Source organism: Streptomyces longispororuber (genome assembly GCF_024448165.1).
Lineage (GTDB): Bacteria > Actinomycetota > Actinomycetes > Streptomycetales > Streptomycetaceae > Streptomyces > Streptomyces longispororuber_A.
On record NZ_JAMOLN010000080.1, the window covers coordinates 1 to 22,731 of the forward strand.

The 22,731-nt window shown below is 72.9% G+C and carries 15 protein-coding genes; 10 read left to right on the forward strand and 5 right to left on the reverse strand.

Translation table 11 applies throughout. The features are described from left to right. From M4J07_RS22375 to M4J07_RS22385, 3 genes are all read left to right on the forward strand, one after another. On the forward strand, positions 1–1,179 hold a 1,179-nt coding region (locus M4J07_RS22375), incomplete at its 5' end, for a tetratricopeptide repeat protein (protein ID WP_305128024.1). Further along, on the forward strand, positions 1,176–2,330 hold the full coding sequence (locus M4J07_RS22380; protein WP_255974695.1) for a hypothetical protein: 1,155 nt from the start codon (positions 1,176–1,178) through the stop codon (positions 2,328–2,330). The genes M4J07_RS22375 and M4J07_RS22380, both read left to right, overlap by 4 nt. Beyond that, complete coding sequence (locus M4J07_RS22385) at positions 2,327–3,628, forward strand: extracellular solute-binding protein (RefSeq protein ID WP_255974697.1); 1,302 nt, start codon at positions 2,327–2,329, stop codon at positions 3,626–3,628. The genes M4J07_RS22380 and M4J07_RS22385 overlap by 4 nt, the downstream gene beginning before the upstream one ends. Positions 3,629–3,662: 34 nt before the next feature. Here the strand turns inward: M4J07_RS22385 and M4J07_RS22390 are convergent, their stop codons facing one another. Together M4J07_RS22390 and M4J07_RS22395 are read right to left on the reverse strand one after the other, a co-directional pair. After that, positions 3,663–5,510, reverse strand: a complete 1,848-nt coding sequence (locus tag M4J07_RS22390) for an MFS transporter (RefSeq protein WP_255974699.1) — start codon at positions 5,508–5,510, stop codon at positions 3,663–3,665. A 133-nt stretch (positions 5,511–5,643) separates the two neighbouring features. Then, complete coding sequence (locus M4J07_RS22395) at positions 5,644–8,283, reverse strand: D-alanyl-D-alanine carboxypeptidase (RefSeq protein WP_255974701.1); 2,640 nt, start codon at positions 8,281–8,283, stop codon at positions 5,644–5,646. 203 nt (positions 8,284–8,486) lie between these two features. Here M4J07_RS22395 and M4J07_RS22400 point away from each other — a divergent pair, with 203 nt between their 5' ends. The 3 genes from M4J07_RS22400 (at position 8,487) to M4J07_RS22410 (ending at position 10,882) form a co-directional block, all read left to right on the forward strand. Further along, positions 8,487–9,224 carry a GOLPH3/VPS74 family protein gene (locus tag M4J07_RS22400; protein WP_255974703.1) on the forward strand — a complete coding sequence of 246 codons (738 nt, stop codon included), beginning with the start codon at positions 8,487–8,489 and terminating at the stop codon, positions 9,222–9,224. A gap of 321 nt (positions 9,225–9,545) precedes the next feature. Beyond that, positions 9,546–10,403 carry a helix-turn-helix domain-containing protein gene (locus M4J07_RS22405; RefSeq protein ID WP_255974705.1) on the forward strand — a complete coding sequence of 286 codons (858 nt, stop codon included), beginning with the start codon at positions 9,546–9,548 and terminating at the stop codon, positions 10,401–10,403. 287 nt (positions 10,404–10,690) lie between these two features. After that, on the forward strand, positions 10,691–10,882 hold the full coding sequence (locus tag M4J07_RS22410) for a DUF397 domain-containing protein (RefSeq protein ID WP_255974707.1): 192 nt from the start codon (positions 10,691–10,693) through the stop codon (positions 10,880–10,882). A 202-nt stretch (positions 10,883–11,084) separates the two neighbouring features. Here the strand turns inward: M4J07_RS22410 and M4J07_RS22415 are convergent, their stop codons facing one another. After that, positions 11,085–11,921 carry a hypothetical protein gene (locus tag M4J07_RS22415; protein WP_255974709.1) on the reverse strand — a complete coding sequence of 279 codons (837 nt, stop codon included), beginning with the start codon at positions 11,919–11,921 and terminating at the stop codon, positions 11,085–11,087. 118 nt (positions 11,922–12,039) lie between these two features. On the opposite strand from M4J07_RS22415, the gene M4J07_RS22420 reads away from it, so the two are divergent. Continuing rightward, positions 12,040–12,834 carry an SDR family oxidoreductase gene (locus tag M4J07_RS22420; RefSeq protein ID WP_255974711.1) on the forward strand — a complete coding sequence of 265 codons (795 nt, stop codon included), beginning with the start codon at positions 12,040–12,042 and terminating at the stop codon, positions 12,832–12,834. A 348-nt stretch (positions 12,835–13,182) separates the two neighbouring features. Next, positions 13,183–14,748 (forward strand): sodium:solute symporter family protein, encoded by a 1,566-nt coding sequence (locus M4J07_RS22425; RefSeq protein WP_255974713.1) that lies wholly within the window; start codon positions 13,183–13,185, stop codon positions 14,746–14,748. A gap of 100 nt (positions 14,749–14,848) precedes the next feature. Here the strand turns inward: M4J07_RS22425 and M4J07_RS22430 are convergent, their stop codons facing one another. Then, positions 14,849–15,973, reverse strand: coding sequence for an ADP-ribosylglycohydrolase family protein (locus M4J07_RS22430; protein WP_255974715.1), 1,125 nt, complete (start codon positions 15,971–15,973; stop codon positions 14,849–14,851). 241 nt (positions 15,974–16,214) lie between these two features. Between M4J07_RS22430 and M4J07_RS22435 the strand changes: the two genes are divergently transcribed. Further along, positions 16,215–17,288 carry a tyrosine-protein phosphatase gene (locus tag M4J07_RS22435; RefSeq protein WP_255974717.1) on the forward strand — a complete coding sequence of 358 codons (1,074 nt, stop codon included), beginning with the start codon at positions 16,215–16,217 and terminating at the stop codon, positions 17,286–17,288. Positions 17,289–17,306: 18 nt separating this feature from the next. Here the strand turns inward: M4J07_RS22435 and M4J07_RS22440 are convergent, their stop codons facing one another. Continuing rightward, positions 17,307–21,032 carry a tetratricopeptide repeat protein gene (locus tag M4J07_RS22440; protein ID WP_255974719.1) on the reverse strand — a complete coding sequence of 1,242 codons (3,726 nt, stop codon included), beginning with the start codon at positions 21,030–21,032 and terminating at the stop codon, positions 17,307–17,309. 162 nt (positions 21,033–21,194) lie between these two features. Between M4J07_RS22440 and M4J07_RS22445 the strand changes: the two genes are divergently transcribed. Continuing rightward, positions 21,195–22,721, forward strand: coding sequence for an FG-GAP-like repeat-containing protein (locus M4J07_RS22445; protein ID WP_255974721.1), 1,527 nt, complete (start codon positions 21,195–21,197; stop codon positions 22,719–22,721). The last annotated feature ends 10 nt before the right edge of the window (positions 22,722–22,731 follow it).

A 22,731-nucleotide genomic window follows, 5' to 3' on the forward strand; every position in this document is an offset into this window, starting at 1 on the left:
GCACCCGCCGACGCCTCCGCCCGGCTGCCCGTGCCCCGGCCCGACCCGCACGACGACCACCACGCCGAACTCAGCCGGCTCGCCGACGCCGACCCGGCGGCCCTGCTGCAGAACACCGCCGACTGGCGGGCCTCGCCCGAGGTGCACCTGCTGCGCTGCCGGCTCCGGCTCCGCGTCGCCCTGCGCACCGACCCGGACGACGCCGACCTGAAGCTCGCCGAGCAGGAGCTGCGCGGCGCCGTCGACACCATCGGCCGCGAGCGCGCCCGGCACGACTGGCGCATCGACTGGCACCAGGGCCTGGTCTCCCTCGCCCGCGACGACGTCACCTCGGCCCGCGACCACTTCGACCAGGTCTACGGGGCGATCCCCGGCGAGTACGCGCCCAAGCTGGCCCTCGGCCACTGCTCCGAACTCCTCGGCCACCAGGAGGAGGCCCTCGGGCACGCCGCGCTCGAACCGGGCACGGAGCAGGACGGGGCCGAGGAGCGGGCCGCCGAGCACCAGCGGCGGGCCCTCGGCCACTGGCGCGCCGCGCTCACCCTCTACGAGGCCGTACGGCTGCGCAATCCGTCGCTGGGCAGCGCCGCGTTCGGCGCCGCCCGCACCCGGCTCGCGCTCGGCGGGCCGCGCGCCTGCGCCGCCGCCATCGAGGCGCTCGACGCGGTGCCGCAGCACTCCCGGCACCGCACGGCCGCCCGCACCGCGACGGTCCGGATCGCCGTCGAGCACGTCGGCTGCACGGACACGCTGGGCGAGGCCCTGGTCCGGCTCGGCCGGCTCTTCAACGAGCACGGGCTCACCGACGAGCAGGCCCGCGTCCGGATGAAGGCCGAGGTGTGGGAGGCGGCGCAGCGCCTGGTGACGGCGGGCACGGTCGACGCGGCGGGCCTGGGCCGGCTGGCCCGCGAGACGGCGGCCCGCGACGACGAGGCCAGGGACGCCGGCGCCCGCCTCGAATTCCCGGACGGGGAACGGAAACTGGGCAAGGACCTGTCCGCGTTCTACCTCCTGCTCGCCCGGCAGGCGGCCCGCTCCGGCGATCTGCCGCACGCCGACGAGATCGCCGAACGCCTCCTGGACCGCGCCTACCTGGTGCGCCCGATGGCGCTGCGGCACCGCAGGGACGTCCGCTCCCTGCCCACCCTGCTGCGGACCGTGCTGGGGCGCCGCGGGTGAGGCCCCACCGGACGGCCCTCAGGAGCCCCTGGGTACCCCTGCGCCGCCTGCTGTGGCCGCCGGCCGGCCGCACCCGCAACCGCACCTATCTGCGCGACCGGCTGATCGCGCTGCCCCTGCTCGCGGCCGTCGGCTTCGCCGCGCTCGGCTGGGCGTACGCGGACGTGCGCGCCGACTCGGCGTACATCCGCACCCGCCTCGCGCCCGCCCTGGGCGACCTGGCCGACGCCAAGACGTCGCTGCGGATCGCCCAGCGGGAGGCGGAGGTCGGCCTCGACGCGGGCACCGCCGTGGAGCTCTCCGGCCTCGGCCCGCGCTACGCGGCCCGCACCGGCGCCGCCGCCCAGGACATCGCGCGGCTCTCCCGCGGCGGCGCGTTCGGCGAAGCCCAGCGCCAGGAACTGGACGTCATCTCGGGTCTCGTCGACGGCTACGAGGAGTGGATCACCTGGGCCAGGACGAACGTCGGCGACCCGTCGCTGCGCAAGGCCGGGCTCGCGTACGCGGCGAGCATGCTCTGCTCCGACGCGTCCGGCGAACCGGCCACCACCCGCACCGCGCCCTACCCGGCCTGCCGCCCGGAGACCGGCGCCGACGCGACCACCGTCGTCGACCGGATCGCCGCGCTCGAACGCGATCTGCACCGCCGCCTCACCGACCGCGCCGCGCTCGGCCCCGGCGTCCTCGCGGCGGTCGCCCTGTCGGCCGGCTGCCTCACCCTGCTGGCCGTGGGCCTGTGGCGGACGTTCTTCTTCCTGCGCCGCCGGATGCGGATCAGGGCGAGCGTGCCGCTGCTCGCCGCCGCCCTGCCGCTGCTCGTGCTGCCGTGGGCGGTCGCGGACGGGGCCCGGGCGTGGACGGCGCAGCGCGACACCCTCCCGTACGCGGACACCCTGACCGACCGGGCGTCACCGAAGGTGGAGGCCGCCACGGACGCCGACCCGGTGGCCGACCCGCCGCCCGCCGCCATCCACCCGGTCACCGCCGCCATGGAACGGACGGTCGCCGACGGCGCGTTGGGGCCGGTCGGAACCGTGGCGGGCTGGGTGGCGCCCGCGGGCCTCGTGGTCGCCGCGGTGGTCGGCGGCACGCTGCACGCGTACCGGCGCGAGTACCTGCTGGTCGGCCGGGGCGCCGGAGGCGGGGCGTGAGGGGCGGCGCCGGGCGCGCGGCCCGACTCGCGCTCGCCGCCTGCCTGTTGGCGCTCGCCGCGCTGAGCGGAGGCTGCGGGTCGGACCGGGGCAGCCCGGTCGTCGTGCTCGGCCCGTGGACCGGCGACGAGGGCAAGGCGTTCACCGCCGTGCTGCGGGAACTGTCCCGCGGCTCCGGCCACACCTACGTCTACCAGGGCACCCGCTCGCTGCGGGAGACGCTCGTCGCCCAGTTCGCGGCGGGCGCCCCGCCCGACGTGGCCATCCTCAACAGCATCGGCGAGCTCACCGAGTACGCCGTCCAGGACAAGCTCCGCCCGCTCGACCCGTACACCGCCGAGCGCGCCTACTCGCCGTGGTCCCCCACCCTCATGCTGGACGGCCGGCGCCGCACGTACTGGGTGCCGCTCAAGGTCGACCTGAAGAGCCTGGTGTGGAGCAGGGCCGGCTCGTCGAGCGCCCGCCCCGCCTGGTGCGTGGGCATGGCGGCACAGGCCACGTCCGGCTGGCCCGGCACCGACTGGGTCGAGGACATCCTGCTGCACCAGGCGGGTCCCACGACCTACGTGCAGTGGGCGACGGGACAGCTCAACTGGGCCAAGTCAGCGGAGCTGAAGCGGGCGTTCACGACCTGGGCGAAGCTCCTCGACGCCCGCGGCAAGCGCTCGCCGAAGGCCGTGGAACGCTCCCTGACCATGTCGTTCTGGGGCACCCCCGACCCCGAGCACCCGGCGGCGGGGCCGCGCGGCCTGCTCGGCGGCTCCCTGCCCGGCTGCACGCACGAGCACCAGGCGTCGTTCGTGCGCTACCTGTACGCGCCGCGCGACGACATCCGGGTCGAGCCCGCGGCCCGGTTCCTGCACGGTTCCGCCGCGTACAAGGACGCGTTCGAGGTGTCCGGCGACATGGCGGCGGTCCTGACCGACAATCCCGGGGCGCAGGAACTGGTGCAGCGGCTGACCAGCGACGAGGGCCGGCAGAAGTGGTCCGACGCGGCCCAGGACCACCTGCGCCCGTTCTTCCCCGACGAGACCGACCCGCAGCCCGACGACAACCCGGCGGCCCAGGAGATCGCGACGTACCTCACCAAGGAGGCGAAGACGCTCTGCTTCGACGCGTCCGACGTGATGCCACCGGTGCTGCGCGACGCGTTCTACCGGGCGGTCCTCACGTACTTCCGCTCACCGGACGCCCCGACGCTGGACAGGCTCCTGGGCCAGCTGGAGACGGTCCGCACGCAGATCGCGGGCACCTACACGACGTCGGCGGTCCGCACGCCCACGGAAATCTGCAGATGACGGCGGGCCCGCCCGGTCGCGCCCCGGCCGCGGCTCACCGCAGCTCCTCGGGACAGGGCGTCCCCCGGGACCACTCGTACGGCGCGGCCAGCCGGTACGTGCCGACCCGCGGCGCCAGCAGCACGGTCCACTTGTCGCCGGAGGCGTCCTCGTCGGTCTCCATCAGGCACCCGTGCACGTTCGCGAACCGCTTCGGCAGGCTGTCGTCGTCCTCCCGCGCCCGCTTCGACGCCTCGGTCTCCTCCGGCGCGCCGAGCTTCTTGCCGTCGGCGTCGACGACCGACAGCCACGGCGAGTACGGGACGCGGATGAGGATCCGGCCGGGCTCGGTGACCTCGATGGTCAGCTCGCTCTGCTCGGCGGCGTCGACCACCGCGTTCGGCTCGGCCATCGGCGTCGCGTCGGTGACCTCGAACAGCTGCCAGTTGGCGTCGCCCCACACCTGCTTGAGGTAGGGCAGCCCGCGCTGCACCAGTTCGCGTTCCCGCTCGCTGCCCTTCCCGTCCGGCTCGCCCTTGGGCAGCACCACGTACCGCACGGCCCAGCGCTTGAGCCACTCGTGGTAGTTCGCCGAGTTGAGGGTGTCGTCGTAGAAGAGGGGGTTGCGCTTCATGTCGGCCTGCCGGGTCCAGCCGCGCGCCAGGTTCACGTACGGGGCGAGCGCGGAGGCCTCGCGGTGCGAGCGGGCGGGCACGACCTCGACGCGGCCGCGCTCGGCCTTGACCTCCTGCAGCTCGTTGACGAGCGGCGCCAGCTCGCGGGCCCAGGAGGCCTCCGGGGTCGTGTGCACCACGTCGTCCACGGACTTGAAGCCGATCCACGCGTTGAGTCCGACGAACGCGACCACGACGACGTACCACTTGCGCGAGCGCGGCACGGTGAACGGCAGGGCGGCGAGCAGCGCGACGCCCGCGAACAGCATCGGCAGGCGCGTGATGTTGGAGCCGATCTGCGAGCTGATCAGCCAGACGAGCAGGACGGCCAGGGTGTAGACGGCGGACGTGATCCGGACCGTCACCCACTCCTTGGGCACCAGGACGCAGACGAGCACGCCGTAGACGATCGGCAGCAGCGCCGACCAGAACGACATCGGCTGCGTGCCGGAGAACGGGAACAGCCACGCGGAGAGGCCGACCACGACGGCGGGCGCGAGCCCGAGCGCGTACGCGCCCGGCCGTCTCTTCTGCAGGAAGAGGGCGACGGCGACCAGACCGACGAACAGTCCGGCCACCGGCGAGCAGGCCGTGGCGATCCCCGCGAGCGGCGCGGCGGCGAGGGCCTTCGCCCACCGCTTGTAGCGCCAGCGGTACGGCCAGCAGAAGACGACGGCGGTCGCGGCGAGCCCGAACATCATGCCGAGCCCGAAGGTGACCCGGCCCGACGCGGCGTTGCACAGCAGCGCGAAGACGCCCGCGAGGGCGGGCCAGAGCGGCTTGGTGACGACGCGGGTGCGCACGAGGATCAGCGTCAGCAGGGCCGCGGAGAGCGTCCCCGCGACCATCATGGTCGTCCGCACGCCGAGCACCGACATCAGGTACGGCGACACCACGCTGTACGACACCGGGTGCATACCGCCGTACCAGGCGAGGTTGTACGCGGAGTCGGGGTGCCGGCCGACGAACTCGGCCCAGGCGTCCTGGGCCGCCAGGTCACCACCACTGTTCGCGAACGTGAAGAACCAGATGAGGTGCAGGACGCCGGCGACGGCGGTGACGACGGTGACGGGATGCCGGGCGGCGCGCAGCAGCCGGCCCACCGGACCCGCCTCGGGTCCCGCGGGCGGCGGATCCTCGGTCCCGTGCGACTGCTCGGGAAGCCGTATTCGTACGTGCCCCGAGCCCGGCTCTGCGTCGTCGGCGCGCGTCGGCTCCGCTGTGGCCACTGCTGACACTCCCGTACGTACCGTGTGAACGACCGAGGGAACGTCCCGGTCCTGCCCCGGTCTCGCGACGCTAGCACGGGGTGCCCGAACGGGCGCCGCGGGAGGCCGGTGGGACCAGCCTCCCGCGAACTCCCTATCCGACGCGCTTGATTTTCGCCCCGAAGCCGGGCTCGGCCAGGTCGCTCTGGAGGGCGACGGGGACCTCGACGGCGTCGTTCTTGCCGTCGCCGACGTTCAGGACGCCGACCACCGTGCCGGCCTTCGCCGAGTGCGGGACGGGCGTGCCCTTCTGCTCGCCGAGCTCCAGCTTCACGGTCAGGCCCGACCAGCCGACGGCCGTGACGTCCTTCGTGGCGACCACCGGGGTGGTGCCGCCGAGCCCGTCGTCGACCTCGCCCACGACGTCGCCCTTCTTGACGACGGTCTTGGCGGTGAGGGCCTTCTGGCCCGCGGCGATCAGCCGGCCGACGACGCCGGTGACCTCGTCGATGTTGGCGACGCCGTTGCTCCCGTACTGGCCGAGGGCGGCGCCGATGATCGTCTGGGTCTTGCCGGCGACGGTCTTCTCCGCGGCGAACAGGATGTTGCCGCCCGCCGCGGTGGTCGTGCCGGTCTTGATGCCGACGGCGACGGTCGGGACGAGGCCGAGGAAGTTCTTCTGCTCCTCGCCGTTCAGGTCGACGTACTTGGGCTGCTTGGAGATCTCCTTGAAGACCGGGTTCTCCATCGCGGCCCGGCCCAGCTTCACCAGGTCGGAGGCGGTGGACACGGTCGTCTTGTCCAGGCCGCTGGGGTCCGTGTACGTCGTGTTCGTCATGCCCAGCTCCTTCGCGGTCGCGTTCATCTTCTTGACGAACTCGTCCTCGGAGGAGCTGCCGCTGTCCCAGCGGGCGAACAGCTTGGCGATGTTGTTCGCGGACGGCAGCATGACCGCCTGCAGGGCCTCGTACTCGGAGATCTTCTGGCCCTCGGTGACCTTGACCACCGACTCGTTCTCGGCTTTGCCGGTCTCGTAGTGCTTCTGCGCGGCGGCGTCGACCGGGATCAGCGGACCCTTCTCGCCGGTCTTCAGCGGGTGGTCGCGCAGGATCACGTACACGGTCATGACCTTGGCGATGCTCGCGATCGGCACGGGCTTCTGGTCGCCCGACGTGCCGAACGTGCCGATGCCGTTCACGTCCATCGCGGCCTGGCCCTGGGTGGGCCAGGGCACGGACGGCTTGCCGCCGTCGAACGAGACCGTCTGCTGGGCCGTGAGGTTCAGGGTGGGCGTCGGCAGCGGGCGTACGGCCTGCACGATCGCAAACACGACGACCAGGAGCAGGACGAGCGGCGTCCAGATCTTGACCCGGCGCACCGCGGTGCGGACCCGGGTCTCCGCGGGCGGCGGGGTGTTGGTCAGCTCGGCGAGCAGGTCCAGCGGGGGCTTCGGCGGCAGCGGCTGCTGCGTCGTCCGCTCCGGCGCGGGCGGCTCCGCCGGGGTCTGCGGCTTCGGCTTGGCGGTGCCGGTTCCGGCACCGGCACCGGCACCGGCACCGGCGCCTTCGTCGAGCGGCTTCAGCGGTACGAACCGGCTGGTCCGCTCGGCCGCCGACTCCTCCTTGCGCCCACTCCCGCTGCCGCCCGCGGCGGGCGACTTGAGCATCGTGGTCGGCTGGTCGACCGGCGGCGCGACGGCCTTGAAAACGGCGGTGGGCTGATCGACCGCCACACCGGGCTTGGGCTTGGGCTCGGCGTCGGCCTTGGCCTCCGACTTGGCGTCGGGCTCGGGCTTGGCATCGGCCTTGGGCTCCGCGCCGGACTTGGCGTCGAGGGCTGCCTCGGCGTCGGCCTTGGGCGCGACGGCGGCTTCGGGCTTGGCGTCAGCGGCGGGCTTCGGCTCGGCGTCGGCCTCAGGCTTCGACTCGGGCTCCGCGCCAGGGGTCACCTCGGCGTCGGCCTTGGGCGCGACGGCGGCTTCGGGCTTGGCGTCGGACTTGGCGTCAGCGGCGGGCTTCGGCTCGGCGTCGGCCTCAGGCTTCGGCTCGGACTCCGCGCCAGGGGTCACCTCGGCGTCGGCCTTGGGCGCGACGGCAGCTTCGGGCTTGGCCTCAGCGGCGGGCTTCGGCTCGGCGTCGGAGGCTTCAGGGCTCGACTCGGGCTCGGGCTCGGCGTCGGACTTCGCATCGGCCTTGGCGGCACCGGACTCGGCCGCGGCCGCCGGCTCCGCGTCGGACATCGCGTCGCCACCGTCGGCACCGTTGTCACCGGACTCGGCGTCGGCGTCGACGGCAGGCTTCGGCTCGGCGTCGACCGCAGCCTTCGGCTCCGCGTCAGCGTCGCCATCGGCACCGGGCACCGGCTCGTCCTCGGCCTCACCGGAGGCGCCGGACTCGGCACCAGACGCCGGCTCGACGTCGGACTTCGCGTCACCGTCGGCACCGTTGTCACCGGACTCGACGGACTCGACGTCGGACTCGTCCTCGGCCGCACCGGACGCGTCGGGCTTCGGCGCCGCGTCAGCGTCACCCTCGCCCTCCGCGCCCCCGGCCACCCACGCCGCCACCGCGGCGCGCAGGCGCGCGTCACCCGGCTCCTCGGGGCCGGGCTCGGGCTCGGGCTCGGCCGCGGAACCGGACGACGCCCCGGCCACGTCCCGTACCGAGAAGACCGCAGTCGCCTGGTCCACACCGGACGCCGACGGAGTCTCCCGCGCCACCGCGAGACGCGGATCGTCCGGGGCCGGGCCTCCCGACGCCTTCTGCTCTTCCGACCTGTCGGGGGTCCCCGCCACCGATGCCTCCTCGACCGCTAACCACGAAACGCCGGACAGACCAGCCCTGTCCGAACCATGTACCAGTGTCCTGTGTGGGGGCTTAACCCCCGTGGTAGACGAGAACGACATACCTGCCGGTTCCCACCCAAAGCCCCCACGCACTCTCGACAGACCAATGTGAGAGGGGTCACCCTGTCAGACATCCACGCGGGGAGGCATGGATGGGCAGGAGCCGCAGAACACTTCCGGAGGAGCTTCTGCTGCTCGCTCTGGACCCGGCCACGGGTACCACAGCGCAGCCGCAGTCGCTCGACCTAGGTCTGGCCGGAGCACAGCTAGTAGAGCTGGCGCTGGCCGGACGGATAGCCCCAGACGGGGATCGTATCGCCGTGGTGGCACCACGGCCGACCGGAGATCCGACACTGGACTGCGCGTTGGAGTTGCTGCGAAGGCGTGGCGCTCCCGTGCGGGCGGTCCACTGGATTGGCGGGCCGCGTCTCGGGCTGCGCCAGACCTACCTCTCGCACCTGGAGCGGTGCGGCATGGTGCATGCCGTGGCGGGCCAGATGTGCGGGGTGTTGCCGACGACTCGCTATCAGGCGACGGACACGGCGATCAGCCGGGAGATCAGGTCCCGGCTGGATTCAGCGATCCGTACCGGCGTCCCGCCGGACCCACGGACCGCGGCGCTCGCCGCGCTGGCCCATGCGGTCGGACTCGGCAAGCACCTGTACCCGGGCAACGAGGGTCGGTCCTCGCGCTCCCGGCTGCGGGACCTGATCAGGCACGACCCGATGGGCGGCCTCGTGGCGCACGCCGTGATGGACGTCCAGAACGGTGTGGCCGCTCAGCCACGCCGCTCGCCCGCCACCCCGGCGGGCCGGCCCGCACCGGAGCCTGCCAGGGGCGTTCCGATGCAGCCGCGCCGCGGACCCATGGCTCGCGCCGTGGCCCACTAGGCGGTCAGCACCGCACACGCACGAGCACCCGCACCACGCGCACCACTCGTAACACCCGCAACAGCGCCGCACCGCAGTCCCCATGATCCGGTTCGGGAGCCGCTGTACCGCGCGGGGCGATGGACCGGACGTCCGTACTTCCCGAAGGGGACACCGGCCATCGCCCCGCGCGGTCGCGTTCGTGCTGCGTATCGCGTGCACATCCGCCGTTTCCCAGCGCCGGGACACGCCGGAGTGGCAATCTGCTGAGCAGCAGATACACAACGTAGGCAGACCCGTACGCAGAACAAGAAAATGCACGCAGCCGGAGGTGCACGTCCCGTGGCGTCCAACGTCAATCCCACCGTCAGGCGACGCCGGTTGGGCCAGGAGCTGCGCCGGCTCCGAGAGCTCAAGGGCATGACCGCCGAAGAGGTCGCCGAGCGCCTGCTGGTGTCGCAGTCGAAGATCAGCCGCCTGGAGAACGGGCGGCGCAGCATCAGCCAGCGCGACGTCCGCGACCTGTGCGGGGTGTACGAGGTCGAGGACCACCGGATCGTCGACTCGCTGATGCAGATGGCCAAGGACTCCCGCCAGCAGGGCTGGTGGCACTCCTTCGGCGACATCCCGTACAGCGTCTACATCGGCCTGGAGACGGACGCCGCGAGCCTGCGCGTGTACGACCCCCAGGTCGTGCCCGGACTGCTGCAGACCCGCGGCTACGCGGAGGCGCTCATCAACGGCGCGCTGCCGGAGACGACGGCGTCGGACATCGAGAAGCGCGTCCAGGTCCGGATGCGGCGCCAGGAGCGCATCCAGGCGCCCGACAACCCGCTGCGCCTGTGGACCGTCCTCGACGAGGCGGCGCTGCGCCGCGGGGTCGGCGGCAAGAGCGTCATGCGCGAGCAGCTGGAGCACCTGGTCGAGCAGTCGCAGCTGCCGCACGTGACGGTGCAGGTGATCCCGTTCGAGATGGGGGCGCACCCGGGGCTCAACGGCCAGTACGCGATTCTGGAGTTCCCGGACGCGGCGGATTCCAGCGTCGTCTACATCGAGGGCGTCACCAGTGATCTTTATCTGGAGAAAGCCAATGATGTCCAGAAGTACAGCGTCATGTATGAACATCTCAGGGCACAGGCGCTGAACGTGGACCAATCGCGACAGTTCATCTCCGACATCGCCAAGGAATACTCCCGCTGACGATCAAGGGGTGGACGCGAGGATGAACGCGGGCGCGATCTCCGGAAGGCCGGATTCCGCGCCCTCTTTCACTCTTTCGGGATGAAGGCGCCGCACGGTACACCTTCGCCTCGGGAGGATGGAAGCCCCCCACTGAATATGCCATCCGGTTGAGTGAATGCCCGCTTCACGCACCGAAGTTGGCGAGTAGCGTCGATCACGCCATCAAGACAACATCGTTGGCGAGAACCGCTCTGGACCTCCATGAGCGGGGATGCAATTCGTCCACTGGCTAAACCGGAGCAAACATGGCAATCAAGCAGGGCGCCACGGAATCATGGATCAAGTCCTCGTATTCCACGGGTAACGGCGCGTGCGTAGAGGTCAAGTCGCCCGAGCTGCGCGCGATCGCGGTGCGGGACTCGAAGGTCTTCGAGGGACCCTCGATCGGCTTCTCTCCCGAGTCGTGGAATCTCTTCGTGCACGAAGTGAGCAAGTGAGCACTGGTTCCTTCTGAGTGAAGAACGGCACAACAATCGCATATGCAACACAAAGCACCACATGCGTTACATGCACCACAAAGCAACACATGCACCACATGCACCACCTGCACCACACGCGTCACTGTAGGAGCCCTCTCGACTGGCCCGCCGTCCTAGCCGAGGGGGCTCGGCCGTGTTCCCGGCCGCTCAGCGCGGCCGCTCAGCGCAGCCGGTCGACGTAGCGGTCCGTCCCCGGCACCGTCGGGACGAACGGGGCCACCAGCTCCACCCGCGCCCCCAGCCCGGCGCCCGCCACCTGCTCCCCGAGGCCGGCGAAGTGCTCCTGCCAGCACTCGCGGGGATCGGCCTCCAGGAACCACAGCAGCGTCAGCCGGGTGTCGACGCCCTCGACCTGCTTCACATAGGTCATCCGGTCCCCCGGCAGCGGCGTCGGCCGGAACAGCGTGACCATCGCCGCCGGTGAGCCGGCGAGCACCTTCGGCAGGTGCCGCGAGCGCAGCCACTCCAGCAGACCGGCCCGCTGTTCGGCCCGTTCGACGTCGATGACCTCCACGACGAGACCCGCGTACGGATGGTCGAGCGCGTGGAAGTCGCGCGGACCGGCCGCCCCGTCCCGGTAGACCGTCGCCTCGTGGTCCTGGAACGCCGTGAACACGTGGGTGCGGTCCTGGTAGACGCGCCCGTCCCGGTTGAGCCGCTTGTTGATGCCGACGGTCCACTTCATGTGGTCGTCGTAGCGGCCCTCGGTGACCCAGTACGTGGAGATGTAGCAGCCCGCGGTGACCGGCTCGGCGACCGCCGACTTCTCCGGGTAGCGCAGGAGCTGGAGATCGCGGGTGGCCACCCAGCGGCGTCCCGCGTACATCCACGGCATGGCCATCGCGCCGGCGTAGTAGTGGTCGTCCTCGTACCAGCGGTTGTACGCGTACTCGTGGCCCGGATGCGGTTCGACCATGGTGATCAGTGCGTGCCCCGGGCGCACCCCGTACGGGCCGACGGCCGCCAGTTCCGCGTAGGTCTCGCTGTGCGTGTCCATTCCTGCCGCTCCCCTTCCGGTGCCGGCTCCGGCTTCCGGTTCCAGCCCTTCCAACCTCCGCCTGACGCCCATACTCTGACGCCCCGTCAGAAAGATGGCCAGAGCCTGGAGGCGCCCAATGGGGAATGGTGAGCTGCTCGCCGGAAAGACCGTGATCGTCTCGGGGGTCGGCGCCGGGCTCGGCCACCAGGTGGCGGCGGCCGTGGTGCGGGACGGCGGCAACGCCGTGCTCGGCGCGCGCACGGAGGCCAACCTGGCCAAGTCCGCCGGGGAGTTGGACCCGGCCGGAACGCGGACGGCGTACCGGGCGACGGACATCACCGACGAGACCCAGTGCGCGGCCCTCGCGGAACTGGCCCGCGAGCGGTTCGGCGGGGTGGACGCCGTGGTCCACGTCGCCGCGTGGGACAGCTACTTCGGGGGCCTGGAGGACGCCGACTTCGACACCTGGCGCGAGGTCGTCGACGTGAACCTGCTCGGCACCCTGCGGATGACCCGGGCCTGCCTGCCCGCCCTCAAGGAGCGCGGCGGCTCCGTCGTCATCATCGGGACGCAGTCGGCGGTGGCCGCGCCCTCCCAGGTGCGCCAGGCCGCGTACGCGGCGTCCAAGGGCGCCCTGACGAGCGCGATGTACTCCCTCGCAAGGGAGTTGGGCCCGCACCGCATCCGGGTCAACACGGTGCTGCCCGGCTGGATGTGGGGGCCGCCGGTGCAGGCCTACGTCCAGTTCACCGCGCACACCGAGGGCGTGCCGGAGGACGAGGTCCTGGGACGGCTCACCGAACGGATGGCGCTGCCGGAGCTCGCCACCGACGGCGACGTGGCCGACGCGGCGGTCTTCTTCGCGTCGGACCGGGCCCGCGCCATCACCGGCCAGCAGCTCCTGGTGAACGCCGGCGAGCTCATGCACTGACCATTCATGTACAGGTAGGGGGAGTTGACGCTCCTTCCACGCGACCGCACGGGACCCGCATCCCGTGCGGTCGTTTCCGTCTGCGCGGCTGTCGAGGGCACTGACGAAGTGCCCGCCCATGGTGTGGCCGAGGTCACGTTCACGACAACTCCCCTCCTGGTCACGAAAAAGCAAAATCGTTCTACTTGCTGATCTCGGTTCACATCCGTGACCTCTGGAGCCCTTGACCGGCCCGCCGAACAAAGGGTTCAATCCCCAAAGTCCCCACTCCGCACGGGGGCGCCCGCTGAAACGGACGTACTGACGAAGAGCCGCAACGTTCACAAGGCGGACCCCTGGAGGGGGCACATGAACAGTCTCGACTGGGCCGTGCTCATCGGCTACTTCGGCGTGATGATCGCGATCGGCGTCTGGTCCCACAAGCGTGTGGACAACGTCTCCGACTTCTTCACGGCCGGCGGAAAGATGCCGTGGTGGCTGTCCGGCATCTCGCACCACATGTCCGGCTACAGCGCGGTGATGTTCACCGGCTACGCCGGCATCGCCTACACGTACGGCGTGACGTCCTTCGTCACCTGGTCCTTCCCGATCGCGCTCGGCATCGCCATCGGCGCGCGGCTGTTCGCGCCGCGCATCAACCGGCTGCGCTCCCGGCTCCACGTGGCCTCCCCGCTGGAGTACCTGAAGAACCGCTACAACCTGCCCACCCAGCAGGCGCTCGCCTGGTCCGGGATGCTGCTGAAGATCGTCGACGTGGGCGCCAAGTGGGCCGCGATCTCGACGCTGCTGTCGGTGTTCACAGGTGTGTCCCTCAACCAGGGCATCCTGATCACCGGTGTGATCACCGCGATCTACTGCACCATCGGCGGACTGTGGGCCGACGCGCTCACCGAGCTGGGCCAGTTCGTCATCCAACTCCTCGCCGGCATCGCGATGTTCGTCGCGGTCGTCAGCAAGCTCGGCCCGCACGGCGGCTTCTTCGGCGTCTGGGACGAGCCGGAGCTGGCCGGGCACGGCAAGCCGCTCGTCGGCCCCTACGGAACGGTGTTCCTGCTCGCGTTCCTCTTCATCAAGCTCTTCGAGTACAACGGCGGCATGCTCAACCAGGCCCAGCGCTACATGGCGACGGGCTCCGCGAAGGAGGCGGCGCGCTCGGCGAAGCTGTCGGCGGCCCTCTGGCTGGTCTGGCCGGTGGTCCTCTTCTTCCCGATGTGGATGTCGCCGCTGCTGGTCCACGCGCAGAAGCCGGACGGCTCCGACTCGTACGCCCTGATGACCGAACAGCTGCTGCCGCACGGTCTGTTGGGCCTCGTCATCGTCGGCTTCTTCTCGCACACGATGGCCATGTGCTCCTCCGACGCCAACGCCATCGCGGCCGTCTTCACCCGTGACGTGGCGCCGGTCCTGTCCGCGAAGGCGCGGATGTGGAACGAGCACAAGGGCCTGATCGCGGCGCGCCTGACGACGGTCATCTTCCTCGGCCTGTCCATGGCGGTGGCGACGCAGGTCAACTCGCCCACGTTCAAGGACATCATCACCGTCGTCATCAAGTGGGTCGCCGGTCTCATGGGCCCGATCGCGATCCCCATGATGCTGGGTCTGCTGCGCACCTTCCGCAAGTCGGGACCGACCGCGGCGCTCACCAGCTGGGGTCTCGGTCTGCTCGCGTTCTGGCTGGTCAACTACCCGATCAACTGGAGCGTCGAGGGCGGCGTGCCGCTCCAGTACCAGGTGTCGATCCCGCTGGCCGTCTCGCTGGTCCTCTACATCGTCATCGGCTACATCAAGCCGGAGGACACCCCCGAGCGGGACGCCCTCATCGAGCGGATCAACACCGACGACGACGGCTCGGACTCGGCCGCGGCGGCGATCCCCTCCCCGGCGGGCGCGCAGGACGACGTCCAGCGCCTCTGACCGCGGGACGAGCACGCTCAGGTTCACGCACGAGGAACACGCACACCGGAACACGCACACCGGGCCCGCAGGCGACAGCCGCCTGCGGGCCCGCGCGCCGTCACGCCCGCGGGTACCGCGCCAGCCACCCCGGCGACGAACCACCGGGCCCGTGCAGGGCCGCGCCCTGCGTCATCTCCATCGCGAAGTCGTCGGCGAGCTCCAGGATCGTGGCCCGCCCCTCCAGCTCGACCACCCACGCGGGCGGCAGCGCCGTCTCGCCGTGCAGCGCCCCGAGCAGTCCCCCGCAGAGCGCCCCCACCTGCGCGGACGGCCCGCCGTGATGGACGGCGAGGCCCAGCCCGTGCCGGATGTCCTCCCCCACCAGCGCGCAGTACACGGCGGCCGACAACGCCCCGACCGCGCCGCCGTCGTCCACGAGTTCACCGACCCGCGCGGCATTGGGCATTCCCTGGCGTACGGCGCCGAGCGCGTGCTTGAGCGCGTCCGCCACGGGAGGATGCCCGGGCCGCGCGGCAAGCAGGGCCAGCGCCCGCTGCACGGCGGCGTCGAGCGATTCGCCGCGCGCCAGGGCGTGCACGATCACCGCGTACGCGCCCGCGGCCAGATACGCCTCGGGCGCGCCGTGCGTCTGGACGGCGCACTCCACGGCCAGCTGCAGCACGAGCTGCGGCTCCCAGCCGACGAGCAGCCCGAAGGGCGCGGAGCGGGTCGCCGCCTCGGCGCCGGTGGCGTCCGGGTTCTTGGGCTTGTCGAGAGTGCCCATCACGTCGTTGCCGAGGCCGAGCAGCAGCGCCTGGGACGCGCCGCGCCGCGAGTACAGCCACTCCTCGCGGGCCAGCCAGCCGTCCTCCTTGCGCCGCTCGTCGGGCCCCCAGTCGCGCTGGGTGGCGGCCCAGCGCAGATAGGCACGGTGCACGTCGGTGGGCGGGTGCCAGGCTCCGGTGTCGCGGCGGACCTGGGCGCGGATGAGGCCGTCGACCGTGAACAGGGCGAGCTGGGTGGCGGCGGTGACCGCGCCCACCCGCCCGTACGCGGGGGTCAGCTGGTGGCCCGGCAGTGCCTCGGCGGGCTCGGCCGGGGCGGCGCCCTCCAGGGCGGGCTGGTCGAGCGGGGCGCCGAGGACGTCGCCGAGGGCGGTGCCGAGCAGGGCGCCGCGGACGCGGCTGCGGAAGTCCTGCTGCTCCGCGCGCCCCCAGACGGCCGCTGCGGGCGGTGCACCCATGGGACCCCTCCCGTCACGACCGGCCGACAGCCAGCACTGTAATCGACCGGGCGCGACCAGGAACGTTCGCTTCAGCGACTCAAGCGAACTCACCTGGTATGTAACGAGACACCCATGAGGTCACGTCGGGCCCCATTCGCCCAGTTCGCGAAGGCGTACGCGCCGTCCGTCCCGCTGCCCTTCCCCGGCCGTTCACCACGGCGTCGCGCCCCGCTTCCCGGCGCCCCGAAACATCCGCCCCATGACGCACATGACTCGTGTCAGGACCTCGGCTCCTGCCCTCGGTGCCCTCTCGGCCGCCGCGCTCCTCGTCGCCCTCGCCGCGCCCGCCGCTTCCGCCCACCCGGCGCCGGCCCCCGCCCGTATCCCGTTCACCCACGCGACGGTGACGGCCGCCGGGACGCCCGGCACGTACGAGATCTCCTGGCAGGCCCCCGGCACCCGGCACGTCGCCGTCCGGGCGGGCGGCCGCACGGTCGCGAGCGGCGGCCCGACCGGCAAGGTCACCGTCACCGGGCTTCCCGCGCACGCGGACCGCCAGTGGTTCGACCTGGTCCCCGACCACGGCCGGGGCCTGCACCTCGCCGACCGGCTCATCAAGCTCGACGGCACCGTCAACTTCCGTGACGCGGGCGGCTACCGGACCCGCGACGGCCACTGGGTGAAGATGGGCGAGGTCTACCGCTCCGACGCCCTGGACAAGCTGACCGACGCCGACCTCGCCAAGCTGAAGCGGCTCGGCATCACCACGGACTACGACCTGCGGACGGCCACCGAGCGCGGCTCCGCCCCCGACCGGGTGCCCGCCGGCACCCGGTACGTCGTCGCGGACGTCCTGGCCGGCTCCGACCTGACGACCACCATGCCGGCCACCGAGGCCGGCGCGGTCGCCATGATGACCGACGGCGAGAAGTTCATGGTCAGCGGCGCCACCGCCAAGTCGGCCTACCGCAAGGTCTTCTCGGGCCTGACGACCGGCGACGGCACGCTGTTCCACTGCACGGCGGGCAAGGACCGCACGGGCTGGGCGAACGCCGCCCTGCTCACCGCCCTCGGCGTCCCCCGCGACACGGTGACCGCCGACTACCTCGCCTCCAACGACTACCGCGCGAAGGCCAACGCGGCGGCGCTCGCGTCGATGACCCCCGAGCAGGCCAAGGTCTACAAGCCGCTGCTCGACGTGCGGGCCGAGTACCTGAACTCCGGGTTCGACGAGGTACGGGACTCGTTCGGGTCGTTCCGGGCGTACGAGAAGGAGGCGCTGGGGCTGGACGCGCGCGGGCTCGCCGAACTGCGCCGCGAACTGCTGGTCTGACCGGACCGCCCGCCGGGGCTACCCGGCGAACCGGTCCCTGAGCTCGTCCCGCGCCCGCTCCAGCCGTGCGATGCGCGGCAGCAGGCGGGCGCGGTCGGCGCCGCGCGACTCGGCGACGGTGCGCAGCTCCAGGGCCGCCTCCGCGAGGTCGTCGAACGCCCGGGGCAGGGCCAGCAGGCTCCCGAGCGCCGCGTCGGCCGCCGGCCAGTCCGCCATGGCCGCCGCGACGAGCAGGTCGGAGTACTTTCCGGAACTCAGCGCACGCGCCTGCCGCCACCAGACCCCGGCCCGGGACAGATCCTCCAACAGCCCGGTGGTGAGCGCGAGTTCGCAGATGCCGGACTCCTCGTCCAGTGCGCGCAGCTCCACCGCCGCACTGCGGGCCGCGTACAGGTGACCGCCCATCCGCAGGGCGACGGAGCGCAGGTGCAGGGCGGCGCGGCCGGTCGCCGCGCTCCCCTCCAGCCGTGCCAGCTCGTGCAGCGCGTCGTCCGGCCGGTGCTCGACGAGGTGGATCTCCGCTCGGTCCCGGACGGTCCGCGCCAGCTCGTCAGCGTCCAGCCCGGGGAGTGCTTCCACCGCGGCGAGGTCGGCGCGGGCCAGGTCCAGCCGGCCGACGGCCATGGAGATCCTGACGCGGGTCCGAAGCGCCGCCTCCGAGCCGGGCTCGGCCGCGACCGCCCCGTCGGCGTCGGCGACGGCCTCCTCGAAGTTCCCGAGGTAGCGGTGCACCTCGCCGCGCCAGCGCAGCGCCCACCCGTGGTCGGGTGACGCGGCGAGCGCCCGGTCCAGGGCCTCCAGCGCCTCGGCGTCCCGGTCCAGGGCGTAGAGCGACACCCCGCGCCCCGCGTGGGCGATGGTGTGGTCGCCGTCGAGCGCCAGTGCCCTGTCGTACGCGGCGATCGCCTCCTCGTGACGCGACTGCAGACGCAGCAGCTCCGCTTCCTGGGAGGTCACCCAGAAGGACCTGGGTTCGAGCGCCACGGCGCGTTCCATGTCGGCCCGGGCCCGCTCGAACTCGCCCTGGTAGCGCAGCACTTGAGACCTGCGGACCAGCGCCCACAGATAGGCCGGAGCCAGCTCGACGGCCCGGTCGAGCGCCTGGAGGGCCTCCTGGGTGCGGCCCAGTTCGTCGAGGCAGTCCGCCCGGCACGCATGGGTCGCGTAACCGGTGTCGCCCAGTTCCAGCGCCTTCTCGTACGAGGGCAGCGCCTCCGCGTACCGTTCGGCTTCCCGCAGGACGTCGCCGCGCACCAAGTGCGGGCCCGGATCGGCGGGGGCGGCCTCGATGGCCGCGGCGAGGTCGGCGAGCGCCCGTTCGAGACGGCCGCCCCGGGCTTCCGCTCCGGCTCGCTCGACCAGGGCGAAGACGTAGCCGGGGCGGAGTTCGAGCGCGCGGGTCAGGTCGGTCATGGCCTGTTCGCGGTCCCCCGCCGCAAGGTGGGCCGCGCCGCGTGACGCGTAGGCCATGGCGTCGCTCTCGTCCAGCCGCAACGCCCTGTCGCACTCGGCGACGGCCTCCTCCAGGCGGCCCTCCAACCGCAGCCGGTCGGCGCGCTCCTGCGCGAACCAGGCCGACTCGGGAGCGACGGTCACCGCCTGGTCCAGGTCCGCCCAGGCGGCCGCGGTGTCGCCGAGCTTCCGGTGCACCCGGGAGCGGTGCAGCAGCGCCCACCCGTACCCGGAGTCGAGGGCCAGCGCCTCGTCCAACGCCTCCAGTGCCGCGGCGTTCCGGTCCTGCAGGGTGAGCAGGTGGCCCTTCAGGGCCAGCGCGTACCCGTCGGGCGGGCCGATCTCCAGCGACCGCTCGACGTCCGCCAGCGCCTCGGCGTCCCGGCCGCCCGCGAGCCAGCGGGCCTCGCCGCGCCGGAACAACGTCTCCCCGTCGTCGGGCGCGAGCTCCACCGCCCGGTCGAGGTCGGCGAGCGCCTCCTCGGCCCGGTCCTGCAGCACCCGGGTGCGGGCCCGCCCGTAGAGGGCGCGCTCCTGCTCGGGGTCGAGCTCGACGGCCCGGTCGTACTCGGCGACCGCCCGCTCGTACTCGCCGGCCTTCCGCAGCTCCCGGCCGCGCAGCATCCGCACCAGGCCGCGGGTGGGGGCGTCGAACTCCGTCCGGTCCAGGAGCAGGCCGAGCGCACCGACGGTGCCGTCGGCCTCCAGTCCCGCCAGCAGGTCGCGGCCCCACGTCGCCACGGTCCGCGCTCCGGCGTCCTCGCCCGCCTCGGTGAGCATCTGGGCCCAGCCGCGGGCCGCGGCCTCCCCCTCGTCGACGGCGTCGACCATCAGCCGCAGCGCGTCCGGCAGGGCGGCGCGCGGGTCGGCGCACAGCCGGTGGTACGACTCGGCGGTGCGCGGCTGGAGCCAGCCCCGCTCGCTCCAGAACTCCCAGTCCTTCAAGGGGACTTCGGCCTGCCGGCGCCAGCCGGCGAAGACGTCCGCTAGGCGGCCGTGCCGCTCCGCCCAGTCCCTCGGCGACTGGTGCCGGACCAGCCGCAGCATCTGCGAGCGCACCACCCCGTGGTACTGCACCCCGTCACCCCGGTCGGAGACGAACGCGAGCCTGCGCAGCCAGTCGTACAGCTCCGCCGCGTCCTCCTCCGCGCACCCGACCGCCGCCCGGAACACGTCCGCGTCGAGCCGCCTCGGCAGCGCGCACGCCAGCGCCACCGCGCGCCGCGTGTCGTCGCGCTCCCACTTCAGGAAGCGCTCGACGGCCGTGGGGCTGGGGTCGCCGACCTCCTCCGGGCCCGCCGGGCGGCCGTCGGCGAGGGTCGACACGAGGACCGGGAGGCCGCCGGTCAGGCGCAGCACCTCGCCGACGACGTCCTCGCCCGTGACGCCCTTGGCGGCGAGCAGCCCGCGCGTCTCGTCCTCGGTGAACGGGCCCAGCGGCACGCTGCCCGCGAACGCGGCGTAACCGCCCCAGCGGGCCGAGTCCAGGGGGCGCTGGCCGGCGGTGACGACGACGATGTTCGCGGGCAGCGCCCCGTACCGGTCCGTGGTCATCAGATCGTGCAGCCAGGCGTCGAGGAACGGCCCGGTCCGCTCGTACGTGTCGAAGAACAGCACGATCCACGGCACGGACTGCGCGACGTCGGCGAGTTCGGTCAGCAGGACCGGTGTGAGCACCTTCTCCGGCGTCATGACCAGCTGGACGTCGTCCTGGGTGCGCAGCCGTGCGCTGAGTCCGGCCCGCAACCGGTCGGCGCCATGGGCGAGTTGAGCCGCGTCGACGGCGCCCGCGAACGCCCCGACGCCCGGGACGAGGCCGAGCCCCACCAGACCGGCCCGGGCCGCCGCCATGCTGCCCGCGGACGGCGCGGGCGGCGCGGCCGTGGGCGCCGGCCCGTCCGCGGCCGGGGCGGGCAGCGCGGCCGCCGCCTCCGCCTCGTGGCGCCGCTCCCGGTGCGCCGTGAGCCGCCGCTCCAGGTCCTTGAGCCGGTGGCCCTGCGCGGCGAACCGCGTGGCCAGCTCGGCCATCGCCTCCGGCACGCTGCCGACGGTCTCGTCGACGTACGCGGTCAGGGCCCCGCGCTCCCGGGCGAGCTGCTCCAGCTCCCGGACCAGGAAGGTCTTGCCGACACCGGCATGGCCGTGGACGTGGAACAGGAATCGGTGCCGCTCGTCGTCGAGGGGCACGTCGAAGTTGGCCCGGAACGCGGCGAGTTCGTCGCGCCGCCCCACGAATCCGGCACGCCTGCGCCGACGGATCAGTTCCTGCATCGACGGCTGCGCTGCACCCACGACGTCCTCCCCCGACGGATTCCGCTGCGTCACCAGTGTGCCAGGAGGGCACGTACGGGGGGAGATCGACGAAAGACCGACGAAAGGCCCTGGACCCACTCGACACCATTTCGGTACGGGAAGCCGACCTCGCGCGGCCGGGGCCGACGTACCGTCGACGGCATGCGTCGCGCACCCGCCCTGGCTCTCACCGCGATCACCGCCCTCGTCGCCACCGCCTGCTCGTCCGGGACGGGCGGCCGGGACGGGGACCGGCGCACGCCCACCCCGTCGCACGCGGCGCCGAGCAGTGCGGCGGCGGGGCCGAAGGGGAAGGCCGTGGTCGCGACGAGCGACTTCAACGGGGACGGGTACGGCGACCTCGTCGTGCCCGCGCCGTGGACCGCGGCGTCGGGGCGTGCGGAGGCGGGGGCCGTGGTCGTCGTGTACGGGGGCGAGGACGGGATCGACCTGCGGCGCAGGCGGCAGACGCTCGTGGCGGTCGGCGGGACGTCCGTGCCCGCGCGGCTGGCACCGCTGCTCGACCAGGGCCACCGGTTCGGCGAGCACGTCACCGCCGCCGATCTCGACGGCGACGGCAACACCGACCTCGTCGCCTCCCTCGACATCGGAGCGACCGACGGCGAACCGGCCGGGCCCGTGACGCTCGTGCTGTGGGGGTCGCGGATCGGGCTCGAAGAGGTGACCGTGCTGCCCTCGCTGGGCGAGACGGCCACCGGCGACTTCGACGGGGACGGCCACGCCGATCTGGTGGCGGGCGGCACGCGCGTGCTGTACGGGCCGTTCGGTCGGGACGGCAAGCAGCGCAAGTCCGGGAAGATCGAAGGGAATTGGGGGGACAGCGGCGCGCCACGGCGCGTCGTCGTCGGCGATCTGAACGGGGACGGCCGCGACGACCTCGTCACGTCGCAGGGCTTCGAGGAGATGAGCTACCCGGACCGGTTCCATCCGGGCGGCGAGGACGGGCTGCGCGCGACGGGCAGGGACCTGTCCTCCTACGGACTCGGCGGCGCCGTCGGCGACTTCGACTGCGACGGTTTCGCGGACCTCGCCTCGTACGACATCGGCGAGGTGTCGGAGGACTCGGTCGACAGCGCCGGGCGGGTGCGGGTGCTGTCCGGCGGGCCGAAGGGTCCGGGCGGCTCCGCCGTGTTCCTGACGGCGCCGGGCGGCGGCCGGGCCGGCGACCACGCGCCGGGCGCCACGAACCAGGGCGACCAGTTCGGCGCCGCCCTCGGCGCGGGCGACGGCGACGGCGACGGCTGCGCCGATCTCGCCGTGGGCGCGCCCGGCACCGACGACGCGGCGGGGCACACCGACGCCGGCGCCGTGTACGTGTTCAAGGGCATGCGGGGGCGCGGCCTGGGCGCCACGCCGGCCCGCACGTACACCCAGGACAGCGCGGGCGTGCCGGGCAACGGGGAGCGCGGCGACCTGTTCGGTTCGGCGGTGTCGTTCCGCCCGGCGGGCAAGGACGCACCGGCGGCCCTCGCCGTGGGCGCGGCCGGTGAGGACGGTGCGCGCAGCGACTCGGGCGCCGTGTGGGTGCTGCCCGCCGGGCCCGGCGGCCCGGTCGCGAAGGACGTCGTGTCGTTCGGCCCCGCCGCGGTCCACGCCCCGGAGACCGGCGAGCCGGGGACCGGCCCCGGCTCCCGGTCGGGCACCGGGTTCGGGGCGGCGCTGCGCTGACGCCCGGGCC

Bases quoted from the DNA above. Each gene is read 5' to 3' on its own strand.
- M4J07_RS22410 (WP_255974707.1), top strand. From the start codon at position 10,691: ATGGCAATCAAGCAGGGCGCCACGGAATCATGGATCAAGTCCTCGTAT.
- M4J07_RS22435 (WP_255974717.1), top strand. From the start codon at position 16,215: ATGACGCACATGACTCGTGTCAGGACCTCGGCTCCTGCCCTCGGTGCC.
- M4J07_RS22415 (WP_255974709.1), bottom strand. From the start codon at position 11,921: ATGGACACGCACAGCGAGACCTACGCGGAACTGGCGGCCGTCGGCCCG.
- M4J07_RS22445 (WP_255974721.1), top strand. From the start codon at position 21,195: ATGCGTCGCGCACCCGCCCTGGCTCTCACCGCGATCACCGCCCTCGTC.
- M4J07_RS22425 (WP_255974713.1), top strand. From the start codon at position 13,183: ATGAACAGTCTCGACTGGGCCGTGCTCATCGGCTACTTCGGCGTGATG.
- M4J07_RS22400 (WP_255974703.1), top strand. From the start codon at position 8,487: ATGGGCAGGAGCCGCAGAACACTTCCGGAGGAGCTTCTGCTGCTCGCT.
- M4J07_RS22420 (WP_255974711.1), top strand. From the start codon at position 12,040: ATGGGGAATGGTGAGCTGCTCGCCGGAAAGACCGTGATCGTCTCGGGG.
- M4J07_RS22430 (WP_255974715.1), bottom strand. From the start codon at position 15,973: ATGGGTGCACCGCCCGCAGCGGCCGTCTGGGGGCGCGCGGAGCAGCAG.